This window comes from Leisingera sp. CC-HEC096, assembly GCF_059429235.1.
In genome coordinates, this window is record NZ_JCAIJS010000001.1 from 1,475,672 (window position 1) to 1,499,553 (window position 23,882).

25 protein-coding genes are annotated in these 23,882 nt (G+C 63.5%); 1 reads left to right on the forward strand and 24 read right to left on the reverse strand.

Annotation, left to right across the window (positions count from 1 at the left end):
- Positions 1-10: 10 nt before the first annotated feature.
- The 24 genes from AC5STI_RS07240 to AC5STI_RS07355 all read right to left on the reverse strand — a co-directional run bounded on the left by AC5STI_RS07240 (position 11) and on the right by AC5STI_RS07355 (position 23,040).
- Positions 11-1,558 carry an NADH-quinone oxidoreductase subunit M gene (locus tag AC5STI_RS07240; RefSeq protein WP_490399261.1) on the reverse strand — a complete coding sequence of 516 codons (1,548 nt, stop codon included), beginning with the start codon at positions 1,556-1,558 and terminating at the stop codon, positions 11-13.
- Complete coding sequence (nuoL, locus tag AC5STI_RS07245; protein WP_495446191.1) at positions 1,558-3,678, reverse strand: NADH-quinone oxidoreductase subunit L; 2,121 nt, start codon at positions 3,676-3,678, stop codon at positions 1,558-1,560. Before nuoL ends, AC5STI_RS07240 begins: the two co-directional genes overlap by 1 nt.
- Positions 3,679-3,684: 6 nt before the next feature.
- A complete protein-coding gene (nuoK, locus tag AC5STI_RS07250; protein WP_222502136.1) occupies positions 3,685-3,990 on the reverse strand; it encodes an NADH-quinone oxidoreductase subunit NuoK in 306 nt (101 codons plus the stop codon).
- Positions 3,991-3,994: 4 nt separating this feature from the next.
- Complete coding sequence (locus tag AC5STI_RS07255) at positions 3,995-4,597, reverse strand: NADH-quinone oxidoreductase subunit J (RefSeq protein ID WP_421053488.1); 603 nt, start codon at positions 4,595-4,597, stop codon at positions 3,995-3,997.
- Entirely contained in the window at positions 4,594-5,028 is a 435-nt protein-coding gene (locus AC5STI_RS07260; RefSeq protein WP_475052928.1) for a carboxymuconolactone decarboxylase family protein, read from the reverse strand. Before AC5STI_RS07260 ends, AC5STI_RS07255 begins: the two co-directional genes overlap by 4 nt.
- A 73-nt stretch (positions 5,029-5,101) precedes the next feature.
- Positions 5,102-5,596 (reverse strand): NADH-quinone oxidoreductase subunit NuoI, encoded by a 495-nt coding sequence (gene nuoI / locus AC5STI_RS07265; RefSeq protein WP_027237101.1) that lies wholly within the window; start codon positions 5,594-5,596, stop codon positions 5,102-5,104.
- A gap of 3 nt (positions 5,597-5,599) precedes the next feature.
- Complete coding sequence (nuoH, locus tag AC5STI_RS07270) at positions 5,600-6,637, reverse strand: NADH-quinone oxidoreductase subunit NuoH (RefSeq protein WP_039145417.1); 1,038 nt, start codon at positions 6,635-6,637, stop codon at positions 5,600-5,602.
- A 6-nt stretch (positions 6,638-6,643) separates the two neighbouring features.
- On the reverse strand, positions 6,644-7,030 hold the full coding sequence (locus tag AC5STI_RS07275) for a YNQ4 family lipoprotein (RefSeq protein WP_495446192.1): 387 nt from the start codon (positions 7,028-7,030) through the stop codon (positions 6,644-6,646).
- Positions 7,027-9,045 (reverse strand): NADH-quinone oxidoreductase subunit NuoG, encoded by a 2,019-nt coding sequence (nuoG, locus tag AC5STI_RS07280; protein ID WP_495446193.1) that lies wholly within the window; start codon positions 9,043-9,045, stop codon positions 7,027-7,029. The genes AC5STI_RS07275 and nuoG overlap by 4 nt, the downstream gene beginning before the upstream one ends.
- A gap of 3 nt (positions 9,046-9,048) precedes the next feature.
- Complete coding sequence (locus tag AC5STI_RS07285) at positions 9,049-9,453, reverse strand: DUF5333 domain-containing protein (RefSeq protein WP_495446194.1); 405 nt, start codon at positions 9,451-9,453, stop codon at positions 9,049-9,051.
- A gap of 101 nt (positions 9,454-9,554) precedes the next feature.
- A complete protein-coding gene (locus tag AC5STI_RS07290) occupies positions 9,555-9,917 on the reverse strand; it encodes a hypothetical protein (protein WP_495446195.1) in 363 nt (120 codons plus the stop codon).
- On the reverse strand, positions 9,914-10,330 hold the full coding sequence (locus AC5STI_RS07295) for an MAPEG family protein (RefSeq protein ID WP_495446196.1): 417 nt from the start codon (positions 10,328-10,330) through the stop codon (positions 9,914-9,916). Before AC5STI_RS07295 ends, AC5STI_RS07290 begins: the two co-directional genes overlap by 4 nt.
- 6 nt (positions 10,331-10,336) lie before the next feature.
- Positions 10,337-11,635, reverse strand: coding sequence for an NADH-quinone oxidoreductase subunit NuoF (gene nuoF, locus AC5STI_RS07300; RefSeq protein ID WP_495446197.1), 1,299 nt, complete (start codon positions 11,633-11,635; stop codon positions 10,337-10,339).
- 6 nt (positions 11,636-11,641) lie between these two features.
- Complete coding sequence (locus AC5STI_RS07305; protein WP_260027742.1) at positions 11,642-11,869, reverse strand: DUF5337 domain-containing protein; 228 nt, start codon at positions 11,867-11,869, stop codon at positions 11,642-11,644.
- Between the two features lie 45 nt (positions 11,870-11,914).
- Entirely contained in the window at positions 11,915-13,084 is a 1,170-nt protein-coding gene (locus tag AC5STI_RS07310) for an NADH-quinone oxidoreductase subunit E (protein ID WP_495446198.1), read from the reverse strand.
- A complete protein-coding gene (locus AC5STI_RS07315; RefSeq protein ID WP_490399308.1) occupies positions 13,084-14,319 on the reverse strand; it encodes an NADH-quinone oxidoreductase subunit D in 1,236 nt (411 codons plus the stop codon). Before AC5STI_RS07315 ends, AC5STI_RS07310 begins: the two co-directional genes overlap by 1 nt.
- Positions 14,319-14,924 carry an NADH-quinone oxidoreductase subunit C gene (locus AC5STI_RS07320; RefSeq protein ID WP_495446199.1) on the reverse strand — a complete coding sequence of 202 codons (606 nt, stop codon included), beginning with the start codon at positions 14,922-14,924 and terminating at the stop codon, positions 14,319-14,321. Before AC5STI_RS07320 ends, AC5STI_RS07315 begins: the two co-directional genes overlap by 1 nt.
- A 17-nt stretch (positions 14,925-14,941) precedes the next feature.
- Positions 14,942-15,475, reverse strand: a complete 534-nt coding sequence (locus AC5STI_RS07325; protein ID WP_421053476.1) for a NuoB/complex I 20 kDa subunit family protein — start codon at positions 15,473-15,475, stop codon at positions 14,942-14,944.
- Positions 15,466-15,831, reverse strand: a complete 366-nt coding sequence (locus AC5STI_RS07330; RefSeq protein WP_024090668.1) for an NADH-quinone oxidoreductase subunit A — start codon at positions 15,829-15,831, stop codon at positions 15,466-15,468. The genes AC5STI_RS07325 and AC5STI_RS07330 overlap by 10 nt, the downstream gene beginning before the upstream one ends.
- A gap of 235 nt (positions 15,832-16,066) precedes the next feature.
- The gene (locus AC5STI_RS07335) at positions 16,067-16,849 is read right to left on the reverse strand and encodes a crotonase/enoyl-CoA hydratase family protein (protein ID WP_495446200.1); all 783 of its coding nucleotides are present in this window, start codon (positions 16,847-16,849) and stop codon (positions 16,067-16,069) included.
- Positions 16,850-16,869: 20 nt separating this feature from the next.
- A complete protein-coding gene (locus AC5STI_RS07340; RefSeq protein ID WP_475052947.1) occupies positions 16,870-17,727 on the reverse strand; it encodes a hydroxymethylglutaryl-CoA lyase in 858 nt (285 codons plus the stop codon).
- Positions 17,728-17,806: 79 nt separating this feature from the next.
- Complete coding sequence (locus AC5STI_RS07345) at positions 17,807-19,744, reverse strand: ATP-binding protein (RefSeq protein WP_495446201.1); 1,938 nt, start codon at positions 19,742-19,744, stop codon at positions 17,807-17,809.
- A gap of 88 nt (positions 19,745-19,832) precedes the next feature.
- Positions 19,833-21,437, reverse strand: a complete 1,605-nt coding sequence (locus tag AC5STI_RS07350) for a carboxyl transferase domain-containing protein (RefSeq protein WP_495446202.1) — start codon at positions 21,435-21,437, stop codon at positions 19,833-19,835.
- A 76-nt stretch (positions 21,438-21,513) separates the two neighbouring features.
- Positions 21,514-23,040: an AMP-binding protein gene (locus AC5STI_RS07355; protein ID WP_495446203.1), complete on the reverse strand. Its 1,527-nt coding sequence runs from the start codon at positions 23,038-23,040 to the stop codon at positions 21,514-21,516.
- 149 nt (positions 23,041-23,189) lie between these two features.
- Between AC5STI_RS07355 and AC5STI_RS07360 the strand changes: the two genes are divergently transcribed.
- Entirely contained in the window at positions 23,190-23,792 is a 603-nt protein-coding gene (locus AC5STI_RS07360; protein WP_495446204.1) for an OmpW/AlkL family protein, read from the forward strand.
- Positions 23,793-23,882 lie beyond the last annotated feature (90 nt).

Below are 23,882 nucleotides of genomic sequence, written 5' to 3' on the forward strand. Positions count from 1 at the left end.
TGATGCTCCCTTAATGCGAAGCAATCTGGGTGGCTGCCGAGGTGTCGGCCGCCGCCAGAGACTGGTTGAAGTTTGCGATCAGCGCCTCGGTCGAGGGCGCGATGATGTCGGTGACCAGAGACGGGTAGACACCCAGCAGCAGGGTCATGGCGACCAGCGGTGCAAAGACGAACCGCTCGCGCGCGGACATGTCGCGGATGCCCATCAGGCTGCCCTTGATCAGGTCGCCAAAGACCACGCGGCGGTAGAGCCACAGCGCATAGCCTGCCGAGAAAATCACGCCGGTCGCCGCCACCGCGGTCACCCAGGTGTTTTTCTGGAAGGCACCCATCAGGGTCAGGAATTCACCGACAAAACCCGAGGTGCCCGGCAGGCCGACGTTGCCCATGGTGAAGAACATGAAGACCAGCGCGTAGGCAGGCATCCGGATCACCAGACCGCCATAGGCGTCGATGTCGCGGGTGTGCATCCGGTCATAAATCACGCCAACGCAAAGGAAGAGCGCGGCGGAGATGAAGCCGTGTGACAGCATCTGGAAGATGGCGCCGTCGATGCCCTGCTGGTTGGCCGCAAAGATGCCCATGGTGACAAAGCCCATGTGCGCAACCGAGGAGTACGCAATCAGCTTCTTCATGTCCTCCTGCACCATCGCCACCAGCGAGGTATAGACAACCGCAATCGCGGACATCCACAGGACCACATCGGTCATCACGTCCGCGCCCACCGGGAACATCGGCAGAGAGAAGCGCAGGAAGCCGTAGCCGCCCATCTTCAGCAGGATCGCTGCCAGCACCACGGAGCCCGCAGTCGGCGCCTGCACGTGCGCGTCCGGCAGCCAGGTGTGCACCGGCCACATCGGCATCTTCACCGCGAAGGAGGCGAAAAAGGCCAGGAACATCAGCGTCTGCGCACCGCCCACGATGTGAACACCCAGCACGTCAAAGGACGCCGCCGAGAAGCTGTGGGTCAGCAGGGTTTCAATGTCGGTGGTGCCGGCATCCACATACATGAACACCATCGCCACCAGCATCAGCACTGAGCCGAAGAAGGTGTAGAGGAAGAACTTGAAGGAGGCGTAGATCCGCTCCTTGCCGCCCCAGATGCCGATGATCAGGAACATCGGAATGAGACCCGCCTCGAAGAACAGGTAGAACAGCACCAGGTCCAGCGCCATGAAGACACCCAGCATCAGGGTCTCCAGGAGCAGGAAGGCCACCATGTATTCCTTGACGCGGGTCGTCACGTTCCAGCTGGCCAGGATGGTCAGCGGCATGATGAAGGTGGTCAGCATCACGAACAGAACCGAGATGCCGTCGACGCCCATCTTGTACTTGAGGCCAAAGATCCACTCAGCCTCTTCCAGGAACTGGAAGCCGGTGTTGGCCGGGTCGAACTGGGCGTAGATGCCCAGGCTCACCAGGAAGGTGATCGTGGTGGCAAAGAGCGCAACAAACTTGGCGTTGCGCTGCGCCGCCTTATCCTCCCCGCGCAGGAACAGGGCCAGGATGGCCGCCGCAAGCGCCGGGATGAAGGTGACAATAGAAAGGAGATTGTCCATCAGTGCGCTCCTCCGCCGATCGACATCCAGGTGACCAGGGCTGCAATACCCAGCACCATCCAGAAGGCATAAGTGAAGATGTACCCGGACTGTGCGCGTCCGGCGAGACGGGTGAAGAAGGGCACAACGCCCATGGCAAGGCCATTGAGGAAGCCGTCGATGGTTCCGCCGTCGCCGCGCTTCCAGAAGAAGCGGCCCAGGGCCAGAGCCGGTTTGACGAAGATCACATTGTAGATTTCGTCAAAGTACCACTTGTTAAGCAGGAACAGGTACAGCGGACGCTGCTGCTGTGCCAGGCGGTTGGGCAGCGACGGGTTCCAGATGTAGAACCACAGCGCCAGCACCAGGCCGCCCAGCATTGCCATGAACGGGGACAGTTTCACCCATTTCGGCGCCGCGTGGGCATCCTCCAGGATGTGGTTGTCCGGCGCAATATACAGCGCGCCCTCGCCCGGCTGGCCGGCAAACACATAGTGGTGCTCACCTTCACCGCCGTGAGCAGCCGCTTCGCCGTGCGCAGCTTCCTCGCCAAGGGCAGCGGTTTCGCCATGCGCGGCCTCTTCGCCATGATCCGCAGCGGAGGCTTCGGCCACCGGGATGCCATAGAACTTGCCGACCTGATCAGCGTGGCCGAAGAAGCTGCCGTACCAGATCATGCCTGCGGTGATCGAGCCCACCGCCAGCACGCCGAGCGGCACCAGCATAGTCCAGGGGCTTTCATGCGCGTGGTCGTGGGTGTGCTTGTCCCCGCGCGCCTCGCCGTAAAAGGTCATGAACATCAGGCGCCACGAGTAGAAGGAGGTCATGAAGGCCGCGATCACCAGCGCCCAGAAGCCGAACATCGAGTCGCCCGCATAGGCGCTTTCGATGATGGCGTCCTTGGAGACGAAGCCGGCAAAGCCAACCCAGCCGCTGAGCGGAATACCGACGCCGGTAATGGCCAGCGTACCGATCATCATCGCCCAGAAGGTATAGGGGATCTTTTTGCGCAGGTTGCCGTAGTTCCGCATGTCCTGCTCGTGGTGCATCGCATGGATCACCGAACCGGCGCCAAGGAACAGCATCGCCTTGAAGAAGGCGTGGGTGAACAGGTGGAACATCGCCGCCGAGTACATGCCAACGCCAGCCGCCACGAACATGTAGCCCAGCTGCGAGCAGGTCGAGTACGCGATCACCCGCTTGATGTCGTTTTGCACGAGACCCACGGTCGCGGCAAAGAAGGCGGTTGCTGCGCCCAGCACGGTGATGAAGGCCGCGGCCTCAGGCGCGAACTCGATCAGCGGCGACATGCGGCAGACCAGGAACACGCCCGCGGTCACCATGGTTGCAGCGTGGATCAGCGCCGACACCGGGGTCGGGCCTTCCATCGCGTCCGGCAGCCAGGTGTGCAGCAGGAGCTGCGCCGATTTGCCCATCGCGCCGACAAACAGCAGGAAGGCCAGCAGGTTCGCCGCGTTCCACTCGGTCCACAGGAAAGAAACCTGGGTTTCCGCCAGCGTCGGAGCCGCTGCAAAGATGTCCGCCAGGTTGATGCTGTCGGTCAGGAAGAACAGGCCGAAGATCCCCAGCGCAAAGCCGAAGTCGCCGACGCGGTTGACGATAAAGGCCTTCATCGCCGCCGCATTGGCGCTAGGCTTGCGGTAGTAGAAACCGATCAGCAGGTAGGAGGCAACGCCCACGCCTTCCCAGCCGAAGAACATCTGCACCAGGTTGTCCGACGTCACCAGCATCAGCATCGCGAAGGTGAAGAACGATAAGTAGGCAAAGAAGCGCGGCTTGTAGCTTTCGCCCTCTTTCCACTGCGGGTCATGATCCATGTAGCCGAAGGAATAGAGGTGCACGAGCGACGAGACCGTGGTGATCACGATCAGCATGATCGCGGTCAGACGGTCCAGGCGGATCGCCCAGGAGGTCGACAGCGAGCCGCTTTCGATCCAGCGGAAGATCTCGATGTTCTGGGTCACCCCGTCGAACGCCAGGAAGGTGATCCAGCTGAGCAGCGCCGACAGGAACAGCAGTGCCGTGGCGGTCACGGTGGCGGCTTTCTCGCCGATCATCTTGTGGCCGAAGCCGCAGATCACGGCCCCCACCAGAGGGGCAAAGAGGAGGATGGTTTCCATGGTTCTTTAGCCCTTCATCACGTTGACGTCTTCGACGGCGATGGTGCCGCGGTTGCGGAAGAAGCAGACCAGGATCGCAAGGCCGATGGCAGCCTCAGCGGCGGCCACGGTCAGCACGAACAGGGTGAAAACCTGCCCCACCAGGTCGCCCAGGAAGGAAGAGAAGGCGACCAGGTTGATGTTCACCGCCAGGAGCATCAGTTCGATGCTCATCAGCAGGATGATCACGTTCTTGCGGTTCAGGAAGAGCCCGAAAATGCCGATGACGAACATGGTCGCCGCGACGGTCAGATAATGTTCAAGTCCAATCATTGGATCACAGCCCCTGCCCCGGTTTCACGTCCTTGAGCTCCATCGCTTTGGCCGGGTCGCGCATCATCTGGGCAACCACGTCCTGGCGCTTGACGTCGGTGCGGTGGCGCAGAGTCAGCACGATCGCGCCGATCATCGCCACCAGCAGGATCAGGCCCGCCAGCTGGAACAGAAGGAAATATTGATCATAGATGATGAGGCCGAGCGCCTCAGTGTTGTGGCGGTCCGCAGGCACCGGATTGGCCAGCAGTTCAGGCGCCTTGTGGGCGGTTTCCCAAACCCCGAAGGCCATCACGAACTGCATCAGGATCACAAGGCCGATCAGCAGCGCCAGCGGCATGTAGCGCGCCATCTCCGCCTTCAGCTCGGCAAAGTCCACGTCCAGCATCATCACCACAAACAGGAACAGCACCGCGACCGCGCCCACGTAGACGATGACCAGCAGCATGGCGACGAACTCCGCCCCCAGCAACACAAACAGCCCGGCCGAGGAAAGGAAGGCCAGGATCAGCCACAGCACCGAATGGACCGGCTGGCGGCTGATCACGGTGAACAGCCCGCCGGTAATGGCGCTGATGGCGAAGAGGTAGAAGGCAAAAACGCTCATGTCTCATCGTCCCTTTTGTCGTCCATGACCGTTTGCGCCAAATCCAGCGCCCGGTTCATGGCCGGAATGCCGGCAAACACCGACATCTGTCCGATCGTTTCCACGATCTCTTGTTTCTTGGCGCCGGCCGCGAGGGCGTGGCGCACGGTCTGGCGCACGGCACTGTCAGCCTGCGCGCCCTGCATTGTCAGCCCGGCCAGTGTCAGCAGCAGCCGGGTCTTGGCATCCAGCCCGTCCTTGTTGACGGTGTTGCCGAACATCATTTCCATGACCTCTTTGGGCATGGTGGGCCACAGTGCCTCGAACTCCCTGAAGGCCTCGGAGGGCGAGAAGTTCTCCAGCGCCGGGTTGAACGCCTTGGCCATCTGCTGGGCCTGGGCCTGCATCTGTTCCATCATGGCCTCAAACGGATTGGGCGGCTGTTTGGTCATGTCCTCTCCTCCGGCCAAGAATTTTCAGCAAAATTCTTGGCAAAAGTTTTTGGAAAACTTTTGCGCCCGCGCCTCATCGGTAGGGCGCGTCGATTTCCAGGTTGCGGGCAATCTCGGCTTCCCAGCGCTCACCGTTGGCCAGGAGTTTCTCCTTGTCGTAGAACAGCTCCTCGCGGGTCTCGGTCGCGAACTCGAAGTTCGGGCCTTCGACAATCGCGTCCACCGGGCAGGCTTCCTGACAGAAACCGCAGTAGATGCATTTGGTCATGTCGATGTCATAGCGCGTGGTGCGGCGGCTGCCGTCCTCGCGCGGTTCCGCGTCGATGGTGATCGCCTGCGCCGGGCAGATCGCCTCGCAGAGTTTGCAGGCAATGCAGCGCTCCTCGCCGTTCGGGTAGCGGCGCAGCGCGTGCTCACCGCGGAAGCGGGGCGACAGCGGCCCCTTCTCGTGCGGGTAGTTCAGAGTGGCCTTGGGCGCGAAGAAATACTTGAGCCCCAGTTTGAAGCCGACCCAAAAATCCTGCAGCAGGAAGTATTTGGCGGCGCGGGTGTAGTCGATGTTCGCCATCGGTCAGCCTCCCACGGTCCAGCGGGCAAAGATGCCCCAGAACCAGTCAAATTTTGCAGCAAAGGACACGAAGACCACCCAGGCCAGCGAGAACGGCAGGAACACTTTCCAGCCCAGGCGCATCAGCTGATCGTAGCGGTAGCGCGGGGTGATCGCCTTTACCATTGCGAAGAGGAAGAAGAAGAACGCCATCTTGGCGACCATCCACAGGACGCCATCAGGCAGGCCCGGGATCGGGGACAGCCAGCCGCCGAAGAACAGCAGGGTTGTCAGCGCGCACATCAGGAAGATGGCGATGTATTCACCGGCCATGAACAAGAGGAACGGTGTGGCGGAGTATTCCACCTGGTAGCCCGCAACCAGTTCGGATTCCGCTTCCGGCAGGTCGAACGGCGGGCGGTTGGTTTCCGCCAGCGCCGAGATGAAGAACAGGAACACCATCGGGAAATGCGGGATCCAGTACCAGTTCAACAGGCCCAGATCACCGTCCTGCGCGCGCACGATGTCGCCGAAGTTCATCGACCCGGTGGAGATGATCACGCCAATGATGATCAGGCCGATGGAAACCTCGTAGGAGATCATCTGTGCCGCGGAGCGTAAGCTGCCCAGGAACGGGTATTTAGAGTTCGATGCCCAGCCGCCCATGATGACGCCGTAAACTTCCAGCGAGGACACCGCGAAGACATAGAGGATAGCGACGTTGATGTCGCTGAGGACCCAGCCGTCGTTGAACGGGATCACCGCCCAGGCGATCATCGCGAGCACGAAGGAGGTCATCGGCGCCAGGATGAAGACGGTGCGGTCGGCGCCGGCCGGGATCACCACCTCTTTCACCACGTATTTCAGCGCGTCGGCCACCGATTGCAGCAGGCCATAGACGCCCACCACGTTCGGGCCCCGGCGCATCTGGACCGCGGCCCAGATCTTGCGGTCCCCGTAGACGAGGAACAGGAGCGAGATCATCACAAAGGCAACAACTGCAAGCACTTGCGCCAGGATCAGAACAGCGATGCCGCCTGGAGTGTTAAAGAAATCAGCCATAGGTCCTCACACCGTGGGTATTCCGTTCGCCGCGCAATCCGCGACCACGACTTCGGCGTCGATGGTGCGCAGCCCGCGCGGCAGAGAGGGCGAAATCAGGTAGACCGCATCAGCGGTCCGGCTGCCCCCTGCCTGTTTCGTTGTCGTGCGCACATGGCGCGCAAACCCGTAGCCCCGGATCAGCGCGTATTGCGCGGCGGCGCATTCCGCATAGGTATCGAGATCGCCCTCCAGGCGCGGACCGCGCATGGAAACGTGAAATTGCACCAGATCGCCCTCCAGCAGGCTGGTCTCCACCCCGTCGTATACCGGGGCGGGCCGCACTCCTCCGCTGCCGGGCGCCATGGCGCAAGCGGACAGCAGAAAGGGGGTTATGAGGGCGAACCGGATCATTCGGCAGCCATTTTCCCGGTTGCGCGGGCCTTCACGCCTGCTGAGAGCTCCGCCATCAGCTGGGACGCGCGGGCGATCGGGTTGGTCAGGTAGAAATCCTTGACCGCGGGCAGGAAACCGGCGTTACCGAGCTTGTCCTGTTCCAGCAGTTCGCCGTCCTTCTCAGCCACTTCGTCGATCCGGGCCAGGTGCGGAACCTCAGCCACCAACGCCTGGCGCAGCTGCGCCAGCGAGTCATAGCCCAGCTGAGCACCGGCTTCGGCGCTGAGCGCACGCAAGATCGCCCAGTTTTCCTTGGCCTCGCCCGGCGCAAAGCTCGCGCGCATGGCCAGCTGCGGGCGGCCTTCGGTGTTCACGAACAGGCCGTTTTCCTCGGTATAGGCCGCGCCCGGCAGGATCACGTCGGCGCGGTGTGCGCCGCGGTCGCCGTGGGAGCCCTGGTAGATCACGAATGCACCTGCGTCGATTTCCACCTCATCAGCGCCGAGGTTGTAGATCACCTCTGCCCCGTCGATAGCCGCTGCCATGCCGCCTTCGGTCACAGCACCGACATCCATCGCACCAACGCGGGAGGCGGCGGTGTGCAGCACCAGCAGCTTGGAGTTGGTATCTGCAGCCAGCTTCTGCGCGGCGGCCAGAACCGCCAGGCCATCAGCCTCGCGCAGGGCGCCCTGCCCCACGATCACGATGGAGGGCGCGTCCTTGACGGCGCCGTAGTCCTTGTCCAGCAAGCTTTCCAGCGCGGCACGGTCAGTGCCCACGTGGGCATAGTCATAGGTCAGGTCTGCCGGCTGGCCAACCAGGCCCACTTGCGCGCCGTTCAGCCAGGCCTTGCGGATGCGGGCGTTCAGCACCGGCGCCTCGTCACGCGGGTTGGTGCCGATCAGCTGGATAAACTTGGCGCTGTCGATGTCCTCGATGGTGGCGGTGCCGGCATAGCCTGCACGGTTGCCGACCGGCAGGCGGGCATTGTCGGTACGGCATTCAACCTTGCCGCCCAGGCCTTCGACCAGCTGTTTCAGCGCAAAAGCCGCCTCAACCGGGACCAGGTCGCCGATCAGGCCCGCAACCTTCTTGCCCTTCATGGCGTTTGCCGCCGCGGAAAGGGCTTCCGGCCAGGTGGCGGGCTTCAGCTTGCCGTCGACGCGCACATAAGGACGGTCGAGGCGCTGGCGGCGCAGGCCGTCCCAGACAAAGCGGGTCTTGTCGCTGATCCACTCCTCGTTCACGCCGTCGTGGTTGCGCGGCAGGATGCGCATCACTTCGCGGCCCTTGGTATCAACCCGGATGTTCGAGCCAAGCGCATCCATCACGTCGATGGTTTCGGTCTTGGTCAGCTCCCACGGACGGGCAGTAAACGCATAGGGCTTGGACGTCAGCGCGCCCACCGGGCAGAGGTCGATGATGTTGCCCTGCAGGTTCGATTGCAGGGTTTCGTTCAGATAGGAGGTGATCTCCGCATCCTCGCCGCGCCCCGTTTGGCCCATCTGGGTGATGCCTGCGACCTCAGTTGTGAAGCGCACGCAGCGGGTGCAGGAGATACAGCGGGTCATCGCGGTGCCGACCAGCGGCCCTAGATCCAGATCGTCCACCGCGCGCTTGGGCTCGCGGAAGCGGGAGAAGTCGACGCCATAGGCCATCGCCTGGTCCTGCAGGTCGCATTCGCCGCCCTGATCGCAGATCGGGCAGTCCAGCGGGTGGTTGATCAGCATGAATTCCATCACGCCTTCGCGGGCCTTCTTGACCATCGGCGAGTTGGTTTTCACCTGCGGCGCCTGGCCTTCGGGGCCGGGGCGCAGATCACGCACCTGCATCGCGCAGGAGGCCGCCGGCTTCGGCGGGCCGCCGACAACTTCAACCAGGCACATGCGGCAGTTGCCCGCGATGGACAGCCGCTCATGATAGCAGAAGCGCGGGATCTCGACGCCGGCCTCCTCACAGGCCTGGATCAGGGTCATTGCCCCATCCACCTCGATCTCGGTTCCGTCAATGTTGATCTTGCGGAGGTCAGACATGGTCTATTTCGCCCTCAGTAACACGCCGATCGCGCTGTTCTTTTCGATTTCCGCGCGGCCATAGGCGCAGAAGGTTTCCGGTTTGCCGTAATCCACGCCGTTTTGCGCCAGGAGTTGTTCTCCCTTGGCACGCATCCGGTCCTTTTCGGCATCAGATTCGATGTAGTCGCGGATTTCCGCGTCCGAGTACCCCAGCGCATTTGCCCGCGCTTTGAGCCGGCGCAACTCGCCCAGCCCTTTCAGGTAGCGGGGGGAGATTTCGTCACAATAGTCCGAGACCTCCTTGGCCACAGCGACGGCAAACAGCGGGTCTTCGATTTCCTGCACGTCGCGAAGCGACGGTTTGGCCAGCGCCGCGGCAGGCAGGGCAACAGCAGTGGTCAGGACAACGGCAATCAAGGCACGCATGGCAAGAGACTCCTTCAGTTTCGAAGCCCCCATGCGCAGACGCGAGACGCTGCTATGCAATAGCAGACCGGCCTTTCGGCCCTGATATGCCGGAAATCCGCTCACGGGGTGCAGGTTCCCTGAAAGGTTGCGCGGCCATCAGTCAGGGTCAGCGGTGCTGCCTCATCCCTCGGGTCGATTGCCCAGGCGATCTTGGACGAGCCATAGGTGACCACGCAGTATTTCGTCCCGGCATGATGTGCGGCTTCGCGCGCGCCCTTGACGGAGCGGTCCGCGCCCTTGATTTCGACGTAGAACACGGCCGGGTCCGCCTTTTTGTCGACGGGTTTGGCCTTGGCCTTGAACGGCACGCCGTCATACAGCACGCGGTTGTTGCTGGCCGTGGTGCCGCAAGCCGTCAGCAGCGCTGCCGCTGCAAGGCAGGCCGTCGGCACCGCCATCCGGTATGTCTTAAGAATGCTCAAAATACTGCCGCCAATGTCATAAGTGCCAGGCCGCCCATGCAGGCCCAGCCAATCACGTAAAATACCGACCGCAGCCCGCCATGCGGTTTGCCGCTCCCGCGCAGGTGGATGACGATCATGATCACCCGGGCCACCAGCGCCAATGAGGCCAGCAAGTTCACCCAGAACGGCGCCGCACCGGCCAGAATGGCCGCCAGTGTCACGGTCAGGAAGGCCGGCAGCGTCTCGCAGCCGTTCAGATAGGCCCGGTTCAGACGGTAGGCTTTGACCGCATAGTCCTCATCCGGCGTGGCGCCCGGAGCGAGGCCCGCCTTCTGCTTGGCCAGCGCCGAAAACGGCGAGAGCGCCAGGATGATCAAGGTAAAGATCACCAGCGCGGCCAAGGCGTGGGAATATGCGGCGAAAGCTTCCATCAAGGGTTACTCCGCCGCCATCGCGCCCATGCGGCCCGATTTCTGGGCCTTGATGCGGTCCTCGATTTCCTCGCGGAAGTTCTTGATCAGGCCCTGGATCGGCCAGGCCGCCGCGTCGCCAAGGGCGCAGATGGTGTGGCCTTCGACCTGTTTTGTCACGTCCCACAGCATGTCGATCTCTTCCAGCTCCGCCTCGCCCTTCACCAGGCGGTCCATCACACGCATCATCCAGCCGGTGCCTTCACGGCAGGGCGTGCACTGGCCGCAGCTTTCGTGCTTGTAGAACTTGGACAGACGCCAGATCGCCTTGATGATGTCGGTCTGCTTGTCCATCACGATCACCGCCGCGGTGCCGAGGCCCGAGCCCAGCTCCCCGCGCAGGTAGTCGAAATCCATGATCGCATCACGCATATTCTCGCCGCGCACGCACGGCACGGAGGAGCCGCCGGGGATCACCGCCAGCAGGTTGTCCCAGCCGCCGCGGATGCCGCCGCAGTGCTTCTCGATCAGCTCCTCAAAGGAGATCGACATCGCCTCTTCAACCACACAGGGGTTGTTGACGTGGCCGGAGATCGCAAACAGCTTGGTACCCGCATTGTTCTGGCGGCCGAAGCCCGCGAACCAGTCGGCGCCGCGGCGCAGGATGGTGGGCACAACGGCGATGGATTCCACGTTGTTCACGGTGGTCGGGCAGCCATAAAGACCCGCGCCCGCCGGGAACGGCGGCTTCATCCGGGGCATACCCTTCTTGCCTTCGAGGCTTTCGATCAGGGCGGTTTCCTCGCCGCAGATATAGGCCCCTGCCCCGTGGTGCAGGAAGATGTCGAAATCCCAGCCGGACCCGGCCGCGTTCTTGCCCAGGAGGCCCTGGTCGTAGGCTTCGTCGATCGCGGCCTGCAGCGCCTCGCGCTCGCGGATGTATTCGCCGCGCAGGTAGATGTAGCAGGTGTGCGCGTTCATCGCGAAGGAGGCGATCAGGCAGCCCTCGATCAGCGTGTGCGGATCGTGGCGCATGATTTCGCGGTCCTTGCAGGTGCCGGGCTCGGATTCATCAGCGTTTACAACCAGATACGCCGGGCGGCCGTCGCTCTCCTTAGGCATGAAGGACCACTTGAGACCGGTCGGGAAGCCCGCGCCGCCGCGGCCGCGCAGACCGCTGTCTTTCATGGTCTGAATGATCCAGTCGCGGCCCTTTTGGATCAGACCCGCAGTGCCATCCCAATGGCCGCGTGCCTTGGCGCCCGCCAGCGTGCGCTCGTGCATCCCGTAAAGGTTGGTAAAGATCCGGTCCTGATCCTTCAGCATGTGTGCCTACCTTTGGCTGTCCCGGCGCATGCGCCAGAGTTGAAATATGTTGACCAGGGCATAGATCATGCCCGCCAGCGCGGCGAAGTCGAACAGCAGCGCATAGCGCCCCGGCAGCCCCAGCATGGGGCCAATGAACAGCGACAGCACGATCCACAGCGAAATGGTCCCGGCAATCACAAGCGCGATGTGCCGGCCCTTTGCTGCAATGGCCTGGTCCTGTTCCTTGGTCATCTGTTTCCTATCACCCAAACCCGGCCCCAGGGGGCCGCGGCCTGATTATTCGTCGTCGTCGTAGATGTGCTCTTCTTTGGCACGCCGGGCGAACTCGGTCTCATCACCCACTTGCAGCCGTTTCGCCTGCTCGACCCAGCCATCGCGGGAGATCCGGCCCCGGAACTTAAGACGGGAATCGACCCAGGCGATCTCTTCCTCGGTCCAGTCTGCGATCTGGTCGAAGTGGAAGAAGCCGAGTTCGTTCAGTTTGGCCTCCAGCTTGGGACCAACCCCTTTCAGCAGCTTGAGGTCATCGGCCAGGCCGCCGCGGGCTTCCTTCAGAAGCTCCGGCTGGCTTTCCTCAGTTGCTTTTGCCGCAGCGCCCTCGGGCGAGGCAGGTTCCACCGCATCGGACTTCTTCACCGGCGCCGTCTTGATCGCTTCCGCTTTCTTGGCTGCGGGAACCGGGGCTTCCGGAGCCTTCGGCGGCTGGCCTTCGGCCGCACGGCCGGCGACGACACCATCCTTGCCGATCCACGGGGTCAGCAGCGGCACTTCATCGCCCTGGATGCGTTTGATGCCGTCCTTAACGTCCATCGCCAGCTGCACCGAGGCATTGTACTGCGTCTTGCCGCTGTCGAAGTCGGTCAGCGAGGTGAGGCCCGATTTCGGCTCAGCCGCATAACGGCCGTTCTGCGGACCCGGCGCCACCAGCGTGCCAGCGGCCAGATCGTCCAGCAGCTTGGCAAAGCCTTCTGCCGTCAGATCCTCGTAATAGTCCTTGCCGATCTGCGCCATCGGGGCGTTGGTGCAGGCCCCCAGGCACTCGACCTCTTCCCATGTGAACTTGCCATCCGCCGACAGGGTGAACGGCTTGTTGGCGATCTTCTCCTGGCAGACGGCGATCAGGTCCTCTGCGCCGCAGATCATGCAGGAGGTGGTGCCGCAGATCTGAACATGGGCAACGGAACCAGTCGGTTGCAGCTGGAACATGAAGTAGAAGGAGGCAACCTCCAGCACCCGGATGTAAGCCATGCCGAGCATATCGGCGATAGCTTCGATCGCGGGTTTGGAGACCCAGCCTTCCTGCTCTTGCGCACGCCACAAAAGCGGAATGACCGCCGAGGCCTGGCGGCCCTCAGGATATTTGGTGATTTGCGCCTCGGCCCAGGCCTGGTTGGCCGGGGTAAAGGCAAAGCTCGCGGGTTGTTCGGAATGCAGACGGCGAAGCATTAGCGGTCAATCTCTCCAAATACGACGTCCATGGTGCCGATGATGGCGGCGACGTCGGCCAGCTGGTGGCCCTTGGCAACGTGGTCCATCGCCTGCAGGTGCAGGAAGCCCGGCGCGCGGATCTTGGAGCGGTAGGGTTTGTTGGTCCCATCCGCCACCAGGTAGACGCCGAACTCGCCCTTGGGCGCCTCGACGGCGGCGTAGACCTCGCCTGCGGGCACGTGGAAGCCTTCGGTGTACAGCTTGAAATGGTGGATCAGGCTTTCCATCGAGGTCTTCATGTCGGTGCGCTTGGGCGGTGTCAGCTTGCCGCGGGCCAGCACGTCGCCGGTGGCTTCGCGCAGCTTGGCAATCGCCTGGCGGATGATCGAGGTCGACTGGCGCATCTCTTCCATCCGGCAGAGGTAGCGGTCGTAGCAATCGCCGTTCTTGCCGATCGGCACCTGGAACTCGAACTCGTCATAGCATTCATAGGGCTGCGCGCGGCGCAGGTCCCATGCGAGGCCGGAGCCGCGCACCATGACGCCGGAGAACCCGTACTGCTGAATGTCCTCCTCGGTCACCACACCGATGTCGCAGTTGCGCTGCTTAAAGATCCGGTTTTCGGTCAGCAGGCCGTCGATATCGTCCAGCACCTTGGGGAATTCCATCGCCCAAAGGTCGATATCATCCAGCAGCTCATCCGGCAGGTCCTGATGCACGCCGCCGGGGCGGAAGTAGGCCGCGTGCAGGCGCGCGCCGCAGGCCCGCTCGTAGAAGATCATCAGCTTTTCGCGCTCTTCAAAGCCCCACAGCGGCGGGGTCAGCGCGCCGACGTCCATCGCCTGCGTGGTGACGTTCAAGAGGTGGTTCAGCACCCGGCCGATTTCCGAGTAGAGCACCCGGATCAGCTGGCCGCGCCGCGGCACTTCGGTGCCGGTCAGCTTTTCGATGGCCAGGCACCAGGCATGCTCCTGGTTCATCGGCGCCACGTAATCGAGGCGGTCGAAATACGGCAGGTTCTGCAGGTAGGTGCGGCTTTCCATCAGCTTTTCGGTGCCACGGTGCAGCAGGCCGATATGCGGATCGCAACGCTCAACAATCTCGCCGTCCAGCTCCAGCACCAGACGCAAAACCCCATGCGCCGCAGGGTGCTGCGGGCCGAAGTTAATGTTGAAGTTGCGGATCTTCTGCTCGCCGCTCAGCGCGTCGACGCTGCCATCGTCATACTTGGCGTCAAATTTGGAGCCGTCCATCATTGCGCCCCCTCCTTCTCGTCTCCTGGCAGGATGTATTCGGCACCTTCCCACGGGGACATGAAATCAAACTGGCGGTATTCCTGCACCAGTTTCACCGGCTCATAGACCACGCGCTTCTGCGCGTCGTCATAGCGGACCTCGGTATAGCCGGTGGTCGGGAAATCCTTGCGCAGCGGGTAGCCGCGGAAGCCGTAGTCGGTCAGCAGCCGGCGGAGGTCCGGATGGCCCGAGAACAGGATGCCGAACATGTCGTAGACTTCACGCTCAAACCAGTTGGCCGAGGGGTGCACCTTCACGATCGAGGGCACCATTTCGTCCTCGCGCACGGCGGCGCGCAGGCGGATGCGCTGGTTCCGGTACATCGACAGGAAGTGGTAGACCACGTCGAACCGTTTGCCGCGCTCCGGGTAATCCACCGCGGTGATGTCCACCAGGGTTGAAAACTTGCAGTTCGGGTCCGATTTCAGGAACTCCACCAGACCGGCGATGTTCGAGGGCGTAACGTCGATGTTCAGCTCGCCAAAGGACACGTCCCAGGCCACCACGCAATCGGGGCGTTTGGCTTCGATCTGGGCGCCAAGCTCTTTCAGTGCTTCAGTCATATCTGTTCCGCCTTTCCTTAGCGCACCAGGGTGCCGGTGCGGCGGATCTTGCGCTGCAGCTGCATCAGGCCATAAAGCAGCGCCTCGGCGGTCGGCGGACAGCCCGGCACGTAGACATCAACCGGCACAACCCGGTCGCAGCCGCGCACCACGGAATAGCTGTAGTGGTAATAACCGCCGCCATTGGCGCAGGAGCCCATCGAGATCACATACCGTGGCTCGGGCATCTGGTCGTAAACCTTGCGCAGGGCCGGTGCCATCTTGTTGGTGAGGGTGCCCGCAACGATCATCACGTCCGACTGGCGCGGGGAGGCGCGCGGCGCGATGCCGAAGCGTTCGGCGTCATAGCGCGGCATCGAGGTGTGCATCATCTCAACCGCGCAACACGCCAGACCGAAAGTCATCCAGTGCAGCGAACCTGTGCGCGCCCAGTTGATGATGTCCTCGGCCGAGGTGAGCAGAAAGCCCTTGTCCTGCAGCTCGGCATTCAGGGCCCGGGTGACAACTTCCTTGTCCACACCGGCGGTGTTGGGTCCGGTCATCACTGCCATTCCAGGGCCCCTTTCTTCCATTCATAGGCAAAGCCGATGGTCAGCACGCCCAGGAACACCATCATAGACCAGAAGCCGGTGTCGCTGATGTCCTTGAAACCGACGGCCCAAGGAAACAGGAAAGCGATTTCCAGGTCAAAAATGATGAAGAGAATCGACACCAGGTAAAACCGGACATCGAATTTCATTCGGGCGTCGTCGAAAGCGTTGAAACCGCATTCATAGGCGCTGACCTTCTCCGGGTCCGGATTGCGGACCGCCAGCACAACGGCTGCCAGGATGAGGACAATCCCCAAACCTGCCGCGACGGCCAGGAAGACCAGGATCGGCAAGTATTCCCTCAACATCTCTTCCAAGAGCAGCTCCTTTCCCCGGCGGTTTCCCGCGCGACGTCAATTGGCGTGTTGATTTGGAGTGTGTCTACCCCTCCGCCCCTACAGCGTCAACTAAGGCAAGGTTAAACAACGAGGGTTTGTGACACGAAAAAGCACTGCCGCAACATGTCTGTAATCTCTTAGTGATTCCATAAGAAAAGCGGCCGCAACGAAAGCTGCAGCCGCCCTTCAATAGTGAGTCGGGAATACCGGTTTCTCAGGCCTGCCAGCCGGGCTTGCGCTTCTCGAAAAAGGCGCTGATGCCTTCGCGCGCCTCCTCTCCTTCCCAGCGCTCGACAAGCGCCTCAATTGTGTGGTCGATCACAGCGTCATCCAGCCTCGGCCCCAGGTCACGGGCCAGCTGCTTGGCCGCGGCCACGGCCCCCGGCGCACAGTTGAGATAGGGCGAAACCTCCGCCTCAACCGCCTCGGCCAGCTGGTCCGCCGGAACCGCTTTGGCCAGCAGGCCAAGCTCCACAGCCTCATCCGCGCCAAACAGCCGCGCCGACATGAACACCCGGCGCGCCTTGGCCTCGCCCATCCGGGCAATCACGTAGGGTCCGATGGTGGCGGGAATCAGACCCAGCTTGGTCTCGGTCAGGCCCATCTTCAAGTGATCCGCGCCAATTGCCACGTCGCAGACCGAGGCCATGCCGACACCGCCGCCAAAGGCATTTCCCTGCAGCGCCCCGATCACCGGCTTGGGCAGGGTGTTGAGCGCCATTAGCATTTCCGCCAGCACCCGTGCCTCGCGGCCCCGGGTTTCGGCATCCGCGTCCATTTGCTGGCGCATCCATCCCAGGTCGCCGCCCGCGCAAAAGCTCTTGCCCGCGCCGGTCAGCACCACCACGCGGACAGTTTCGTCCGTCGCCAGCCGCTTGGCCGCCAGCGTCAGCTCCTGCAGCATCTGGCCCGACATCGCGTTGTGCTTGTCCGGGCGGTTCAGTGTCAGAGTGCAGACGCCGCGGTCGTCGGTGTCCAGGGTGATCGTTTCAAACATCTTGATTCTCCGCTGAAATCTTACTGCAGGCCGCGCATGGCGCGGGCCATCGCGGCAGCCTCTGCCAGCACATCCGCGTCCAGCCCGGTGTCATAGCCCAGCTCCGTCAGACGCTTGTGCACCGCTTCGGTGGCCACATTGCCCGCAGCCCCCGGCGCATAGGGGCAGCCGCCAAGGCCGCCCACCGCGGCATCGAACACCCGCACGCCCAAGTCCAGCGAGGCCTCGATATTGGCTAGCGCCCGGCCCGCAGTGTCGTGATAGTGACCCGCAAGCCGCCCTGCCGGCACCTGCTGAACCACCGCTTGCAGCATCGCCGAGATCGTCTCTGGTGTGCCCTGCCCGATGGTGTCGCCTAACGAAATCTCGTAGCAGCCCAGCTCGAACAATCGCCCGGCCACCTCAGCCACCTTCTGCGGCGGGGTCGGCCCGTCGAAAGGGCAGTCCGTCACGCAGGACACATAGCCGCGCACCGGCAGCCCGATATCCTTTGCCGCGTCCAGAATAGGCAGAAAGCGGGTGATGCTTTCCTCGATGGTGGCGTTGATATTCGCCTTGGAAAACCCTTCGGAGGCCGAGGCGAAGACCGCAATCTCATCCGCCTTGGCCGCCACTGCATCCTCAAACCCGCGCATGTTGGGGGTCAGCGCTGCATAGCGGACTCCCTCGGCACGGGAGATACCCGCCAGCACTTCACCCGAACCAGCCATCTGAGGCACCCATTTGGGCGACACAAAGCTTGCCACCTCAATGCGCTTGAATCCGGCGCGGCTGAGGCAGTCGGTCAGCGCCACCTTCTCCGCAACCGGGATCTCCCGCTTCTCGTTCTGCAGCCCGTCGCGCGGGCCGACCTCGAAGATCTCGACAAACTCGCTCATGGAACGCCCTCCCGGCTTCATCTTTCCAAAAATACTCAAACTGCAGCGGGGGCGGCAAACGCGCCGCCCCGGGCTTGGATCAGCTGTCTTCTTCTTCCAGCCGCACCAGCGCGGCGCCGGCCTCGACCTGATCACCGGCAGAGGCCAGCACTTCGGCCACAATCCCATCGCGGGCGGCCAGCAGCGAGTGCTCCATCTTCATGGCTTCCAGGACCGCAAGACGGTCGCCTTCCTTCACCGCCTGGCCCGCTTCGGCGAACACCGCCTTGACCAGGCCCGGCATCGGCGCCTCGACCACATTCATGTCGCCGCCCGCGGCGGCAGCGCGGTCCAGCGGGTCCACCACGGTGAATTCCAGACCATAGGCATCATGCACAGTGATCAGAGAGCCGGACTGCGAAACCGTCGGCATCCGGCGCTCGCCGATACGCCACTGGCCTTGGCTGCGCTCAGCCACGACGGTTTCGCCCTCAATGGTCCACAGCTGCCGGTCCGGCCCGTCCACCTGAACATCAGCTGTGAATTCCTCGCCCGCATGGGTCAGGGTCACGGCGCGGTGCAGCGGCGCCCACAGGCTGAAGCCGGTGTGCGGCGCAGCCTGCGCCAGATCCAGCGCCACCATGGCGGCAGCAGCCTTGTGGCGGGTTTCCACCCTGGGCGGCGCCACCAGCGTTTCCAGATCGCGGCCGATCAGGCCGGTGTCCACGTCGCCATTGGAAAAACCTTCATGCGCCGCCAGCGCCCCGAGAAAGGCCAGGTTGGTCACGGTGCCGCCCACCTCGGTATCCTCCAGCGCGCGGGCCAGCCGCGACAGCGCCACCTTGCGGGTGGAGCCGTGCACGATCACCTTGGCGATCATCGGGTCGTACCAGGGGCTGATGGTGTCCCCTGCCCGCACACCGCTGTCGGCGCGGGCCTCTGCCGGGAAGGACAGATGCGTCAGCGTGCCGGTTGCGGGCAGGAAGCCCTTGGGCACGTCCTCAGCATAAAGCCGTGCCTCAAAAGCGTGGCCGGTGATGGAGAGGTCATCCTGCTTGGCAGGCAGGCTTTCGCCCGAGGCCACACGCAGCTGCCATTCCACCAGATCGACGCCAGTGATCAGCTCGGTCACGGGGTGTTCCACCTGCAGGCGGGTGTTCATTTCCATGAACCAGAAGCCATCCGGGCGCAGCCCGTCAGAGCCGTCGACGATGAACTCAACCGTGCCTGCGCCCTTATAGCCGATCGCTTCAGCCGCGCGCACACCGGCCTGGCCCATCGCCTCGCGCATCTCCGGGGTCATGCCGGGCGCCGGAGCCTCTTCGATCACCTTCTGGTGGCGCCGCTGCAGCGAGCAGTCGCGCTCGAACAGATGCACCGCCTGGGTCCCGTCGCCAAAGACCTGAACCTCGATATGACGGGGCTGCTGGATGTATTTCTCGATCAGAACGTCGGGGTTCCCAAAGGCGGTGGTTGCTTCGCCCTGCGCACTTTTCAGGCCATCGGCAAAATCTTCCGGTTTCTCAACCAGCCGCATCCCCTTGCCGCCGCCGCCGGCAACCGCCTTGATCAGCACCGGGTAGCCGATTTTTCCCGCCTCGGCGGCCAGGAACTCCGGGTCCTGGTTGCTGCCATGGTAGCCGGGCACCACCGGAACGCCGGCCTCTTCCATCAGCGCCTTGGCGGCGTCCTTGAGGCCCATCTTGCGGATCGCATCCGCAGACGGCCCGATGAACACAAGCCCCGCGGCCTCCACCGCCTCAACGAATTTCGGGTTCTCCGACAGGAAGCCGTAGCCCGGGTGGATCGCCTGGGCACCGGTTTCCTGCGCCACCCGGATGATCTCATCCCCCTTCAGGTAGCTGTCCGCCGGGGCCGGGCCGCCGATATGCACGGCCTCGTCCGCCATCTGCACGTGTTTTGCGGCGGCGTCGGCGTCGGAATAAACCGCCACGGTGCGCACGCCCATGGTGCGGGCGGTTTCCATCACGCGGCAGGCGATTTCGCCGCGGTTGGCAATCAGGATCTTGTCAAACATGGGGTTGGTCCTTTGTCTGGATCTCTGGACCGGGGGCTGCCTGCCCCCGGACCCCCGGGGATACTTCTGGCCAGATGAAGAGCGGATCTTACATCCGGAAGACGCCGAAGCGCGTGTCTTCGATCGGCGCGTTCAGCGCTGCGCTGAGCGACAGTGCCAGCACGTCGCGGCTCTTGCGCGGGTCGATGATGCCGTCGTCCCAAAGGCGCGCCGAGGCATAGAGCGGGTGGCTCTGCTCCTCGAACATCTCGATGGTGGGGCGTTTGAATTCGGCCTCTTCCTCAGCGCTCCAGCTGCCGCCCTGGCGCTCGATGGCGTCGCGTTTGACGGTGGCCAGCACGCCCGCCGCCTGCTCGCCGCCCATCACCGAGATGCGGGAGTTCGGCCAGGTCCAAAGGAAGCGCGGCTGGTAGGCGCGGCCCGACATGCCGTAGTTGCCCGCGCCGAAGGAGCCGCCGACCAGCATGGTGACCTTGGGCACATTGGTGGTCGCCACCGCCGTCACCATCTTGGCGCCGTGGCGGGCGATGCCTTCGTTCTCGTACTTCCGGCCGACCATGAAGCCGGTGATGTTCTGCAGAAACACCAGCGGGATCTTGCGCTGGCTGCACAGCTCCACGAAATGCGCGCCTTTCTGGGCGGCTTCGGAGAACAGCACGCCGTTGTTGGCGATGATGCCGATCGGGCAGCCCTTGAGGTGGGCAAAGCCCGTGACCAGCGTTTCGCCGAAGCGCGGCTTGAACTCGTCGAAACGGGAGCCGTCCACCAGACGCGCGATCACTTCGCGGATATCATAAGGCGTGCGCAGGTCGCCGGGCACCACGCCGAGGATTTCCTCCGGGTCATAGGCGGGCTCCTCGGGGCTGGCCCAGTTCACCGTCAGAGGCTTGGTGATGTTGAGCGATTGCACCGCGCGCCGGGCCAGGGCAAGCGCGTGGGCGTCGTCTTCGGCCAGATAGTCGGCCACGCCGGACAGGCGCGTATGCACGTCGCCGCCGCCCAGGTCCTCGGCACTGACGACCTCACCCGTTGCGGCCTTCACTAGCGGCGGGCCTGCGAGGAAGATGGTGCCCTGCTCCTTCACGATGATGGTGACATCCGACATCGCAGGCACATAGGCGCCGCCCGCGGTGCAGGAGCCCATGACCACGGCGATCTGCGGGATGCCCTTGGCCGACATCCGGGCCTGGTTGTAGAAGATCCGGCCAAAGTGGTCGCGGTCGGGGAAGACCTCATCCTGGTTGGGCAGGTTGGCACCGCCCGAGTCCACCAAGTAGATGCAGGGCAGGCGGTTTTCCTCGGCGATCTCCTGCGCGCGCAGGTGTTTCTTCACCGTCATCGGGTAATAGGTGCCGCCCTTCACGGTGGCGTCGTTGCAGACCACCATGACCTCCTGCCCGTGCACCCGGCCGATGCCAGCGATTACACCCGCCGCAGGGGCAGCGCCGTCATACATGGCGTGCGCGGCGGTGGCCCCGATTTCCAGGAACGGGGAGCCGGGATCCAAAAGGTTCGCCACCCGGCGGCGCGGCAGCATCTTGCCGCGGCTTTCGTGCCGGGCGCGGGACTTCTCGCCGCCGCCCATTCGCGCGGCCTCCGCCGCCTCGCTGATCTGCGCGAGGGCTTCGAGATGCGCCTCGCGGTTCTGCTTGAAGCCTTCCGAAGAGGGCACCGCCTTGGATGTGAGTTTCATGTCCACTCTCCCGTTATAGGGTTGAGATCTTCAATTCCGGTTGGCGCGGCGTGCGCCGGGTATGCAACACCTTGAGTCATTCAATTTCCCCCACAGCCCGCGCCTTCAGCTCCTTGCGGATCACCTTGCCGGTCACGGTCATCGGCAGCGCGTCCAGAAACGCGACCTCGCGCGGGTAGGAATAATGTGCGAGGCGGTCCTTCACGAAATCCTGCAGTTCTTTCTCGGAGGCCGCGGCTCCCGTTTTCAGTACCACATAGGCCTTGACGATCTCGGTGCGCAGCTCATCCGGCTTGCCGACCACGCCCACAGTCGCCACCGCGGGGTGAGTCAGCAGGCAATCCTCGATCTCCGCGGGGCCGATGCGGTAGCCGCCGGAGGTGATCACGTCATCCTCGCGGCCGACAAAGCGCAGGTAATCACCCTCCCAGATGCCGCGATCGCCAGTCACCAGCCACTCCCCGCGGAACTTGGCGGCGGTCTCTTCGGGCCGGTTCCAGTACTCCAGCAGCATTGAGGCCGAGCCGCGGCGTATGGCGACGTCGCCCTCGCCTTCTGTAGGATTGCCCGCCTCGTCGATCACTGCCAGCTCATGCCCTGGCACCGCCTTGCCGATACAACCCGGGCGCGGCTCGAAACCGGCGGCGCAGGAGGAGGCCACCATGTTGCATTCGGTCTGGCCGTAGAATTCGTTGATGGTCACGCCCAGCCGGCGCCGGCCCCAGGCGAGCATTTCTGCGCCCAGGGGCTCCCCGCCGCTGGCAACCGAGCGGAGGCCGTCGAGCCCCTGCCCCGCTGCCTTGAGCATGCGGAGCGCGGTTGGCGGGAAGAAGATGTTGCGCACACCGGCCCTGGCGATCAGATCGGCGCAGGCTTCGGGCGAGAATTTGTCCAGCCTCGCAGCCACCACCGGCACGCCCAGCGCAAGGCCCGGCATCAGCACATCGAACAGGCCGCCGATCCAGGCCCAGTCGGCCGGGGTCCAGAGGACATCGTCCGGCTGGCCGAGGTGGTCGTGGCTGATGGCAACCCCCGGCAGGTGGCCTGTCAAAACCCGGTGGCCGTGCAGCGCTCCCTTGGGGCTGCCGGTGGTGCCGGAGGTGTAAATCAGAACGGCAGGCGTTTCGGGCGTGGTGTCAGCAAAAGGCACCGGCGCACCGTCAATGCCTGCCTCTGCTGCCATCACCGCTTCAGCCAGGTCTCCCAAAAGGCCGGCGCCCTCGGCGTCGGTGAAAACAAAGCGCACACCCGCGTCGCCCGCGCGGGACGCCAGCGCGTCGTGCTTGAACAGTTTGAACAGGGGCACCGAGATGCCGCCCGCCTTCCAGATGGCCAGATGCGCCGCCGCGCACCAGGGCGACTGGCTGAGCAGCACCCCGACCCGGTCGCCGGGCTGGATACGCCCCTGCAGGTACCGGGTCAGCCCGTCGGTCATAACTGAGAGCTCGCCGTAGGATATATCGCGCCGCGCCACGCCGGTCATGTCGACAAGAGCAGTCTTCTCAGCCGGTTGCGCCAGGCATTGCGCAGCCATATTCAGCCGGTCCGGCAGGTCCCAGCGGCCATCAGCGCGAAGCCCAGGAATGTTACAATCATCATGCATATTTAGACATTCCCGAAACGCATGACAGGCATGCAATTTTTCACTGGCTTTTCAATGGCAAAGCAATCGGCCCCTTGATCCAGATCAGAGTTTCCGGCCTCCCTTTGGGGCACCACTGCGGGGTAAACACAAGAAAAGGGACGCACCCGATGAAACGCATGGTTTCCGCTCTGGCACTGACTTCTGCCCTGGCCGCCCTGGCCGGCCCCGCGCTGGCTCAGCAGCAAGGCGACTGGACCGGTGGTGTTGGTATCGCCAACGTGAACCCGAAATCCGGCAACGGCACCCTGGCCGGCGCTGCCGCGGATATCGACGACGGCACCGCGCTGTCGCTGACCGTTGAATACTTCTTCCGCGACAACTGGGGCGTGGAGCTGCTGGCAGCCTCGCCGTTCGAACACGACATCCGCCTGAACGGCGCATTTGCCGCGTCCGCCAAGCAGCTGCCGCCGACCCTGTCGGTCAACTATCACTTCCCGACCGCCGGCAAGGTCAAGCCGTTCCTGGGTCTGGGCCTGAACTACACCACCTTCTTTGAAGAAGAGACCGCGCTTGGCACGCTCGACCTTGACGACAGCTTTGGTGTGGCGGTCAACGCCGGTGCCGACTACCAGATCTCCGACAATGGCGCGCTGCGGTTCAACGTCCGCTGGATGGACATCGACACCGACGCGACCCTGAACGGCGCCAGCATCGGCACCGCAGAGATTGATCCGGTTGTCGTGAACCTCGCTTACGTGCACCGCTTCTGATCCTTAGTGGTCTGGTTCCGGTCTGGCGGCTGGCCTCGTGCCGCCAGGCTTGTTTCAAACCCCGCGCCTCCCTTGGAGACGCGGGGTTTT

Excerpts from the sequence above, each read along its gene's own strand:
- AC5STI_RS07260 (WP_475052928.1), bottom strand. The coding sequence starts at position 5,028 with ATGACCAAACAGCCGCCCAATCCGTTTGAGGCCATGATGGAACAGATG.
- AC5STI_RS07240 (WP_490399261.1), bottom strand. The coding sequence starts at position 1,558 with ATGGACAATCTCCTTTCTATTGTCACCTTCATCCCGGCGCTTGCGGCG.
- AC5STI_RS07350 (WP_495446202.1), bottom strand. The coding sequence starts at position 21,437 with ATGAAACTCACATCCAAGGCGGTGCCCTCTTCGGAAGGCTTCAAGCAG.
- AC5STI_RS07315 (WP_490399308.1), bottom strand. The coding sequence starts at position 14,319 with ATGGACGGCTCCAAATTTGACGCCAAGTATGACGATGGCAGCGTCGAC.
- nuoF (WP_495446197.1), bottom strand. The coding sequence starts at position 11,635 with ATGCTGAAGGATCAGGACCGGATCTTTACCAACCTTTACGGGATGCAC.
- AC5STI_RS07295 (WP_495446196.1), bottom strand. The coding sequence starts at position 10,330 with ATGGAAGCTTTCGCCGCATATTCCCACGCCTTGGCCGCGCTGGTGATC.
- AC5STI_RS07355 (WP_495446203.1), bottom strand. The coding sequence starts at position 23,040 with ATGCATGATGATTGTAACATTCCTGGGCTTCGCGCTGATGGCCGCTGG.
- AC5STI_RS07360 (WP_495446204.1), top strand. The coding sequence starts at position 23,190 with ATGAAACGCATGGTTTCCGCTCTGGCACTGACTTCTGCCCTGGCCGCC.
- AC5STI_RS07320 (WP_495446199.1), bottom strand. The coding sequence starts at position 14,924 with ATGACTGAAGCACTGAAAGAGCTTGGCGCCCAGATCGAAGCCAAACGC.
- AC5STI_RS07255 (WP_421053488.1), bottom strand. The coding sequence starts at position 4,597 with ATGAGCGTTTTTGCCTTCTACCTCTTCGCCATCAGCGCCATTACCGGC.
- AC5STI_RS07340 (WP_475052947.1), bottom strand. The coding sequence starts at position 17,727 with ATGAGCGAGTTTGTCGAGATCTTCGAGGTCGGCCCGCGCGACGGGCTG.
- AC5STI_RS07305 (WP_260027742.1), bottom strand. The coding sequence starts at position 11,869 with ATGACCAAGGAACAGGACCAGGCCATTGCAGCAAAGGGCCGGCACATC.
- nuoG (WP_495446193.1), bottom strand. The coding sequence starts at position 9,045 with ATGTCTGACCTCCGCAAGATCAACATTGACGGAACCGAGATCGAGGTG.
- AC5STI_RS07285 (WP_495446194.1), bottom strand. The coding sequence starts at position 9,453 with ATGCGTGCCTTGATTGCCGTTGTCCTGACCACTGCTGTTGCCCTGCCT.
- nuoL (WP_495446191.1), bottom strand. The coding sequence starts at position 3,678 with ATGGAAACCATCCTCCTCTTTGCCCCTCTGGTGGGGGCCGTGATCTGC.
- nuoH (WP_039145417.1), bottom strand. The coding sequence starts at position 6,637 with ATGGCTGATTTCTTTAACACTCCAGGCGGCATCGCTGTTCTGATCCTG.
- AC5STI_RS07325 (WP_421053476.1), bottom strand. The coding sequence starts at position 15,475 with ATGGCAGTGATGACCGGACCCAACACCGCCGGTGTGGACAAGGAAGTT.
- AC5STI_RS07275 (WP_495446192.1), bottom strand. The coding sequence starts at position 7,030 with ATGATCCGGTTCGCCCTCATAACCCCCTTTCTGCTGTCCGCTTGCGCC.
- nuoI (WP_027237101.1), bottom strand. The coding sequence starts at position 5,596 with ATGGCGAACATCGACTACACCCGCGCCGCCAAATACTTCCTGCTGCAG.
- AC5STI_RS07345 (WP_495446201.1), bottom strand. The coding sequence starts at position 19,744 with ATGTTTGACAAGATCCTGATTGCCAACCGCGGCGAAATCGCCTGCCGC.
- AC5STI_RS07335 (WP_495446200.1), bottom strand. The coding sequence starts at position 16,849 with ATGTTTGAAACGATCACCCTGGACACCGACGACCGCGGCGTCTGCACT.
- nuoK (WP_222502136.1), bottom strand. The coding sequence starts at position 3,990 with ATGATTGGACTTGAACATTATCTGACCGTCGCGGCGACCATGTTCGTC.
- AC5STI_RS07310 (WP_495446198.1), bottom strand. The coding sequence starts at position 13,084 with ATGCTTCGCCGTCTGCATTCCGAACAACCCGCGAGCTTTGCCTTTACC.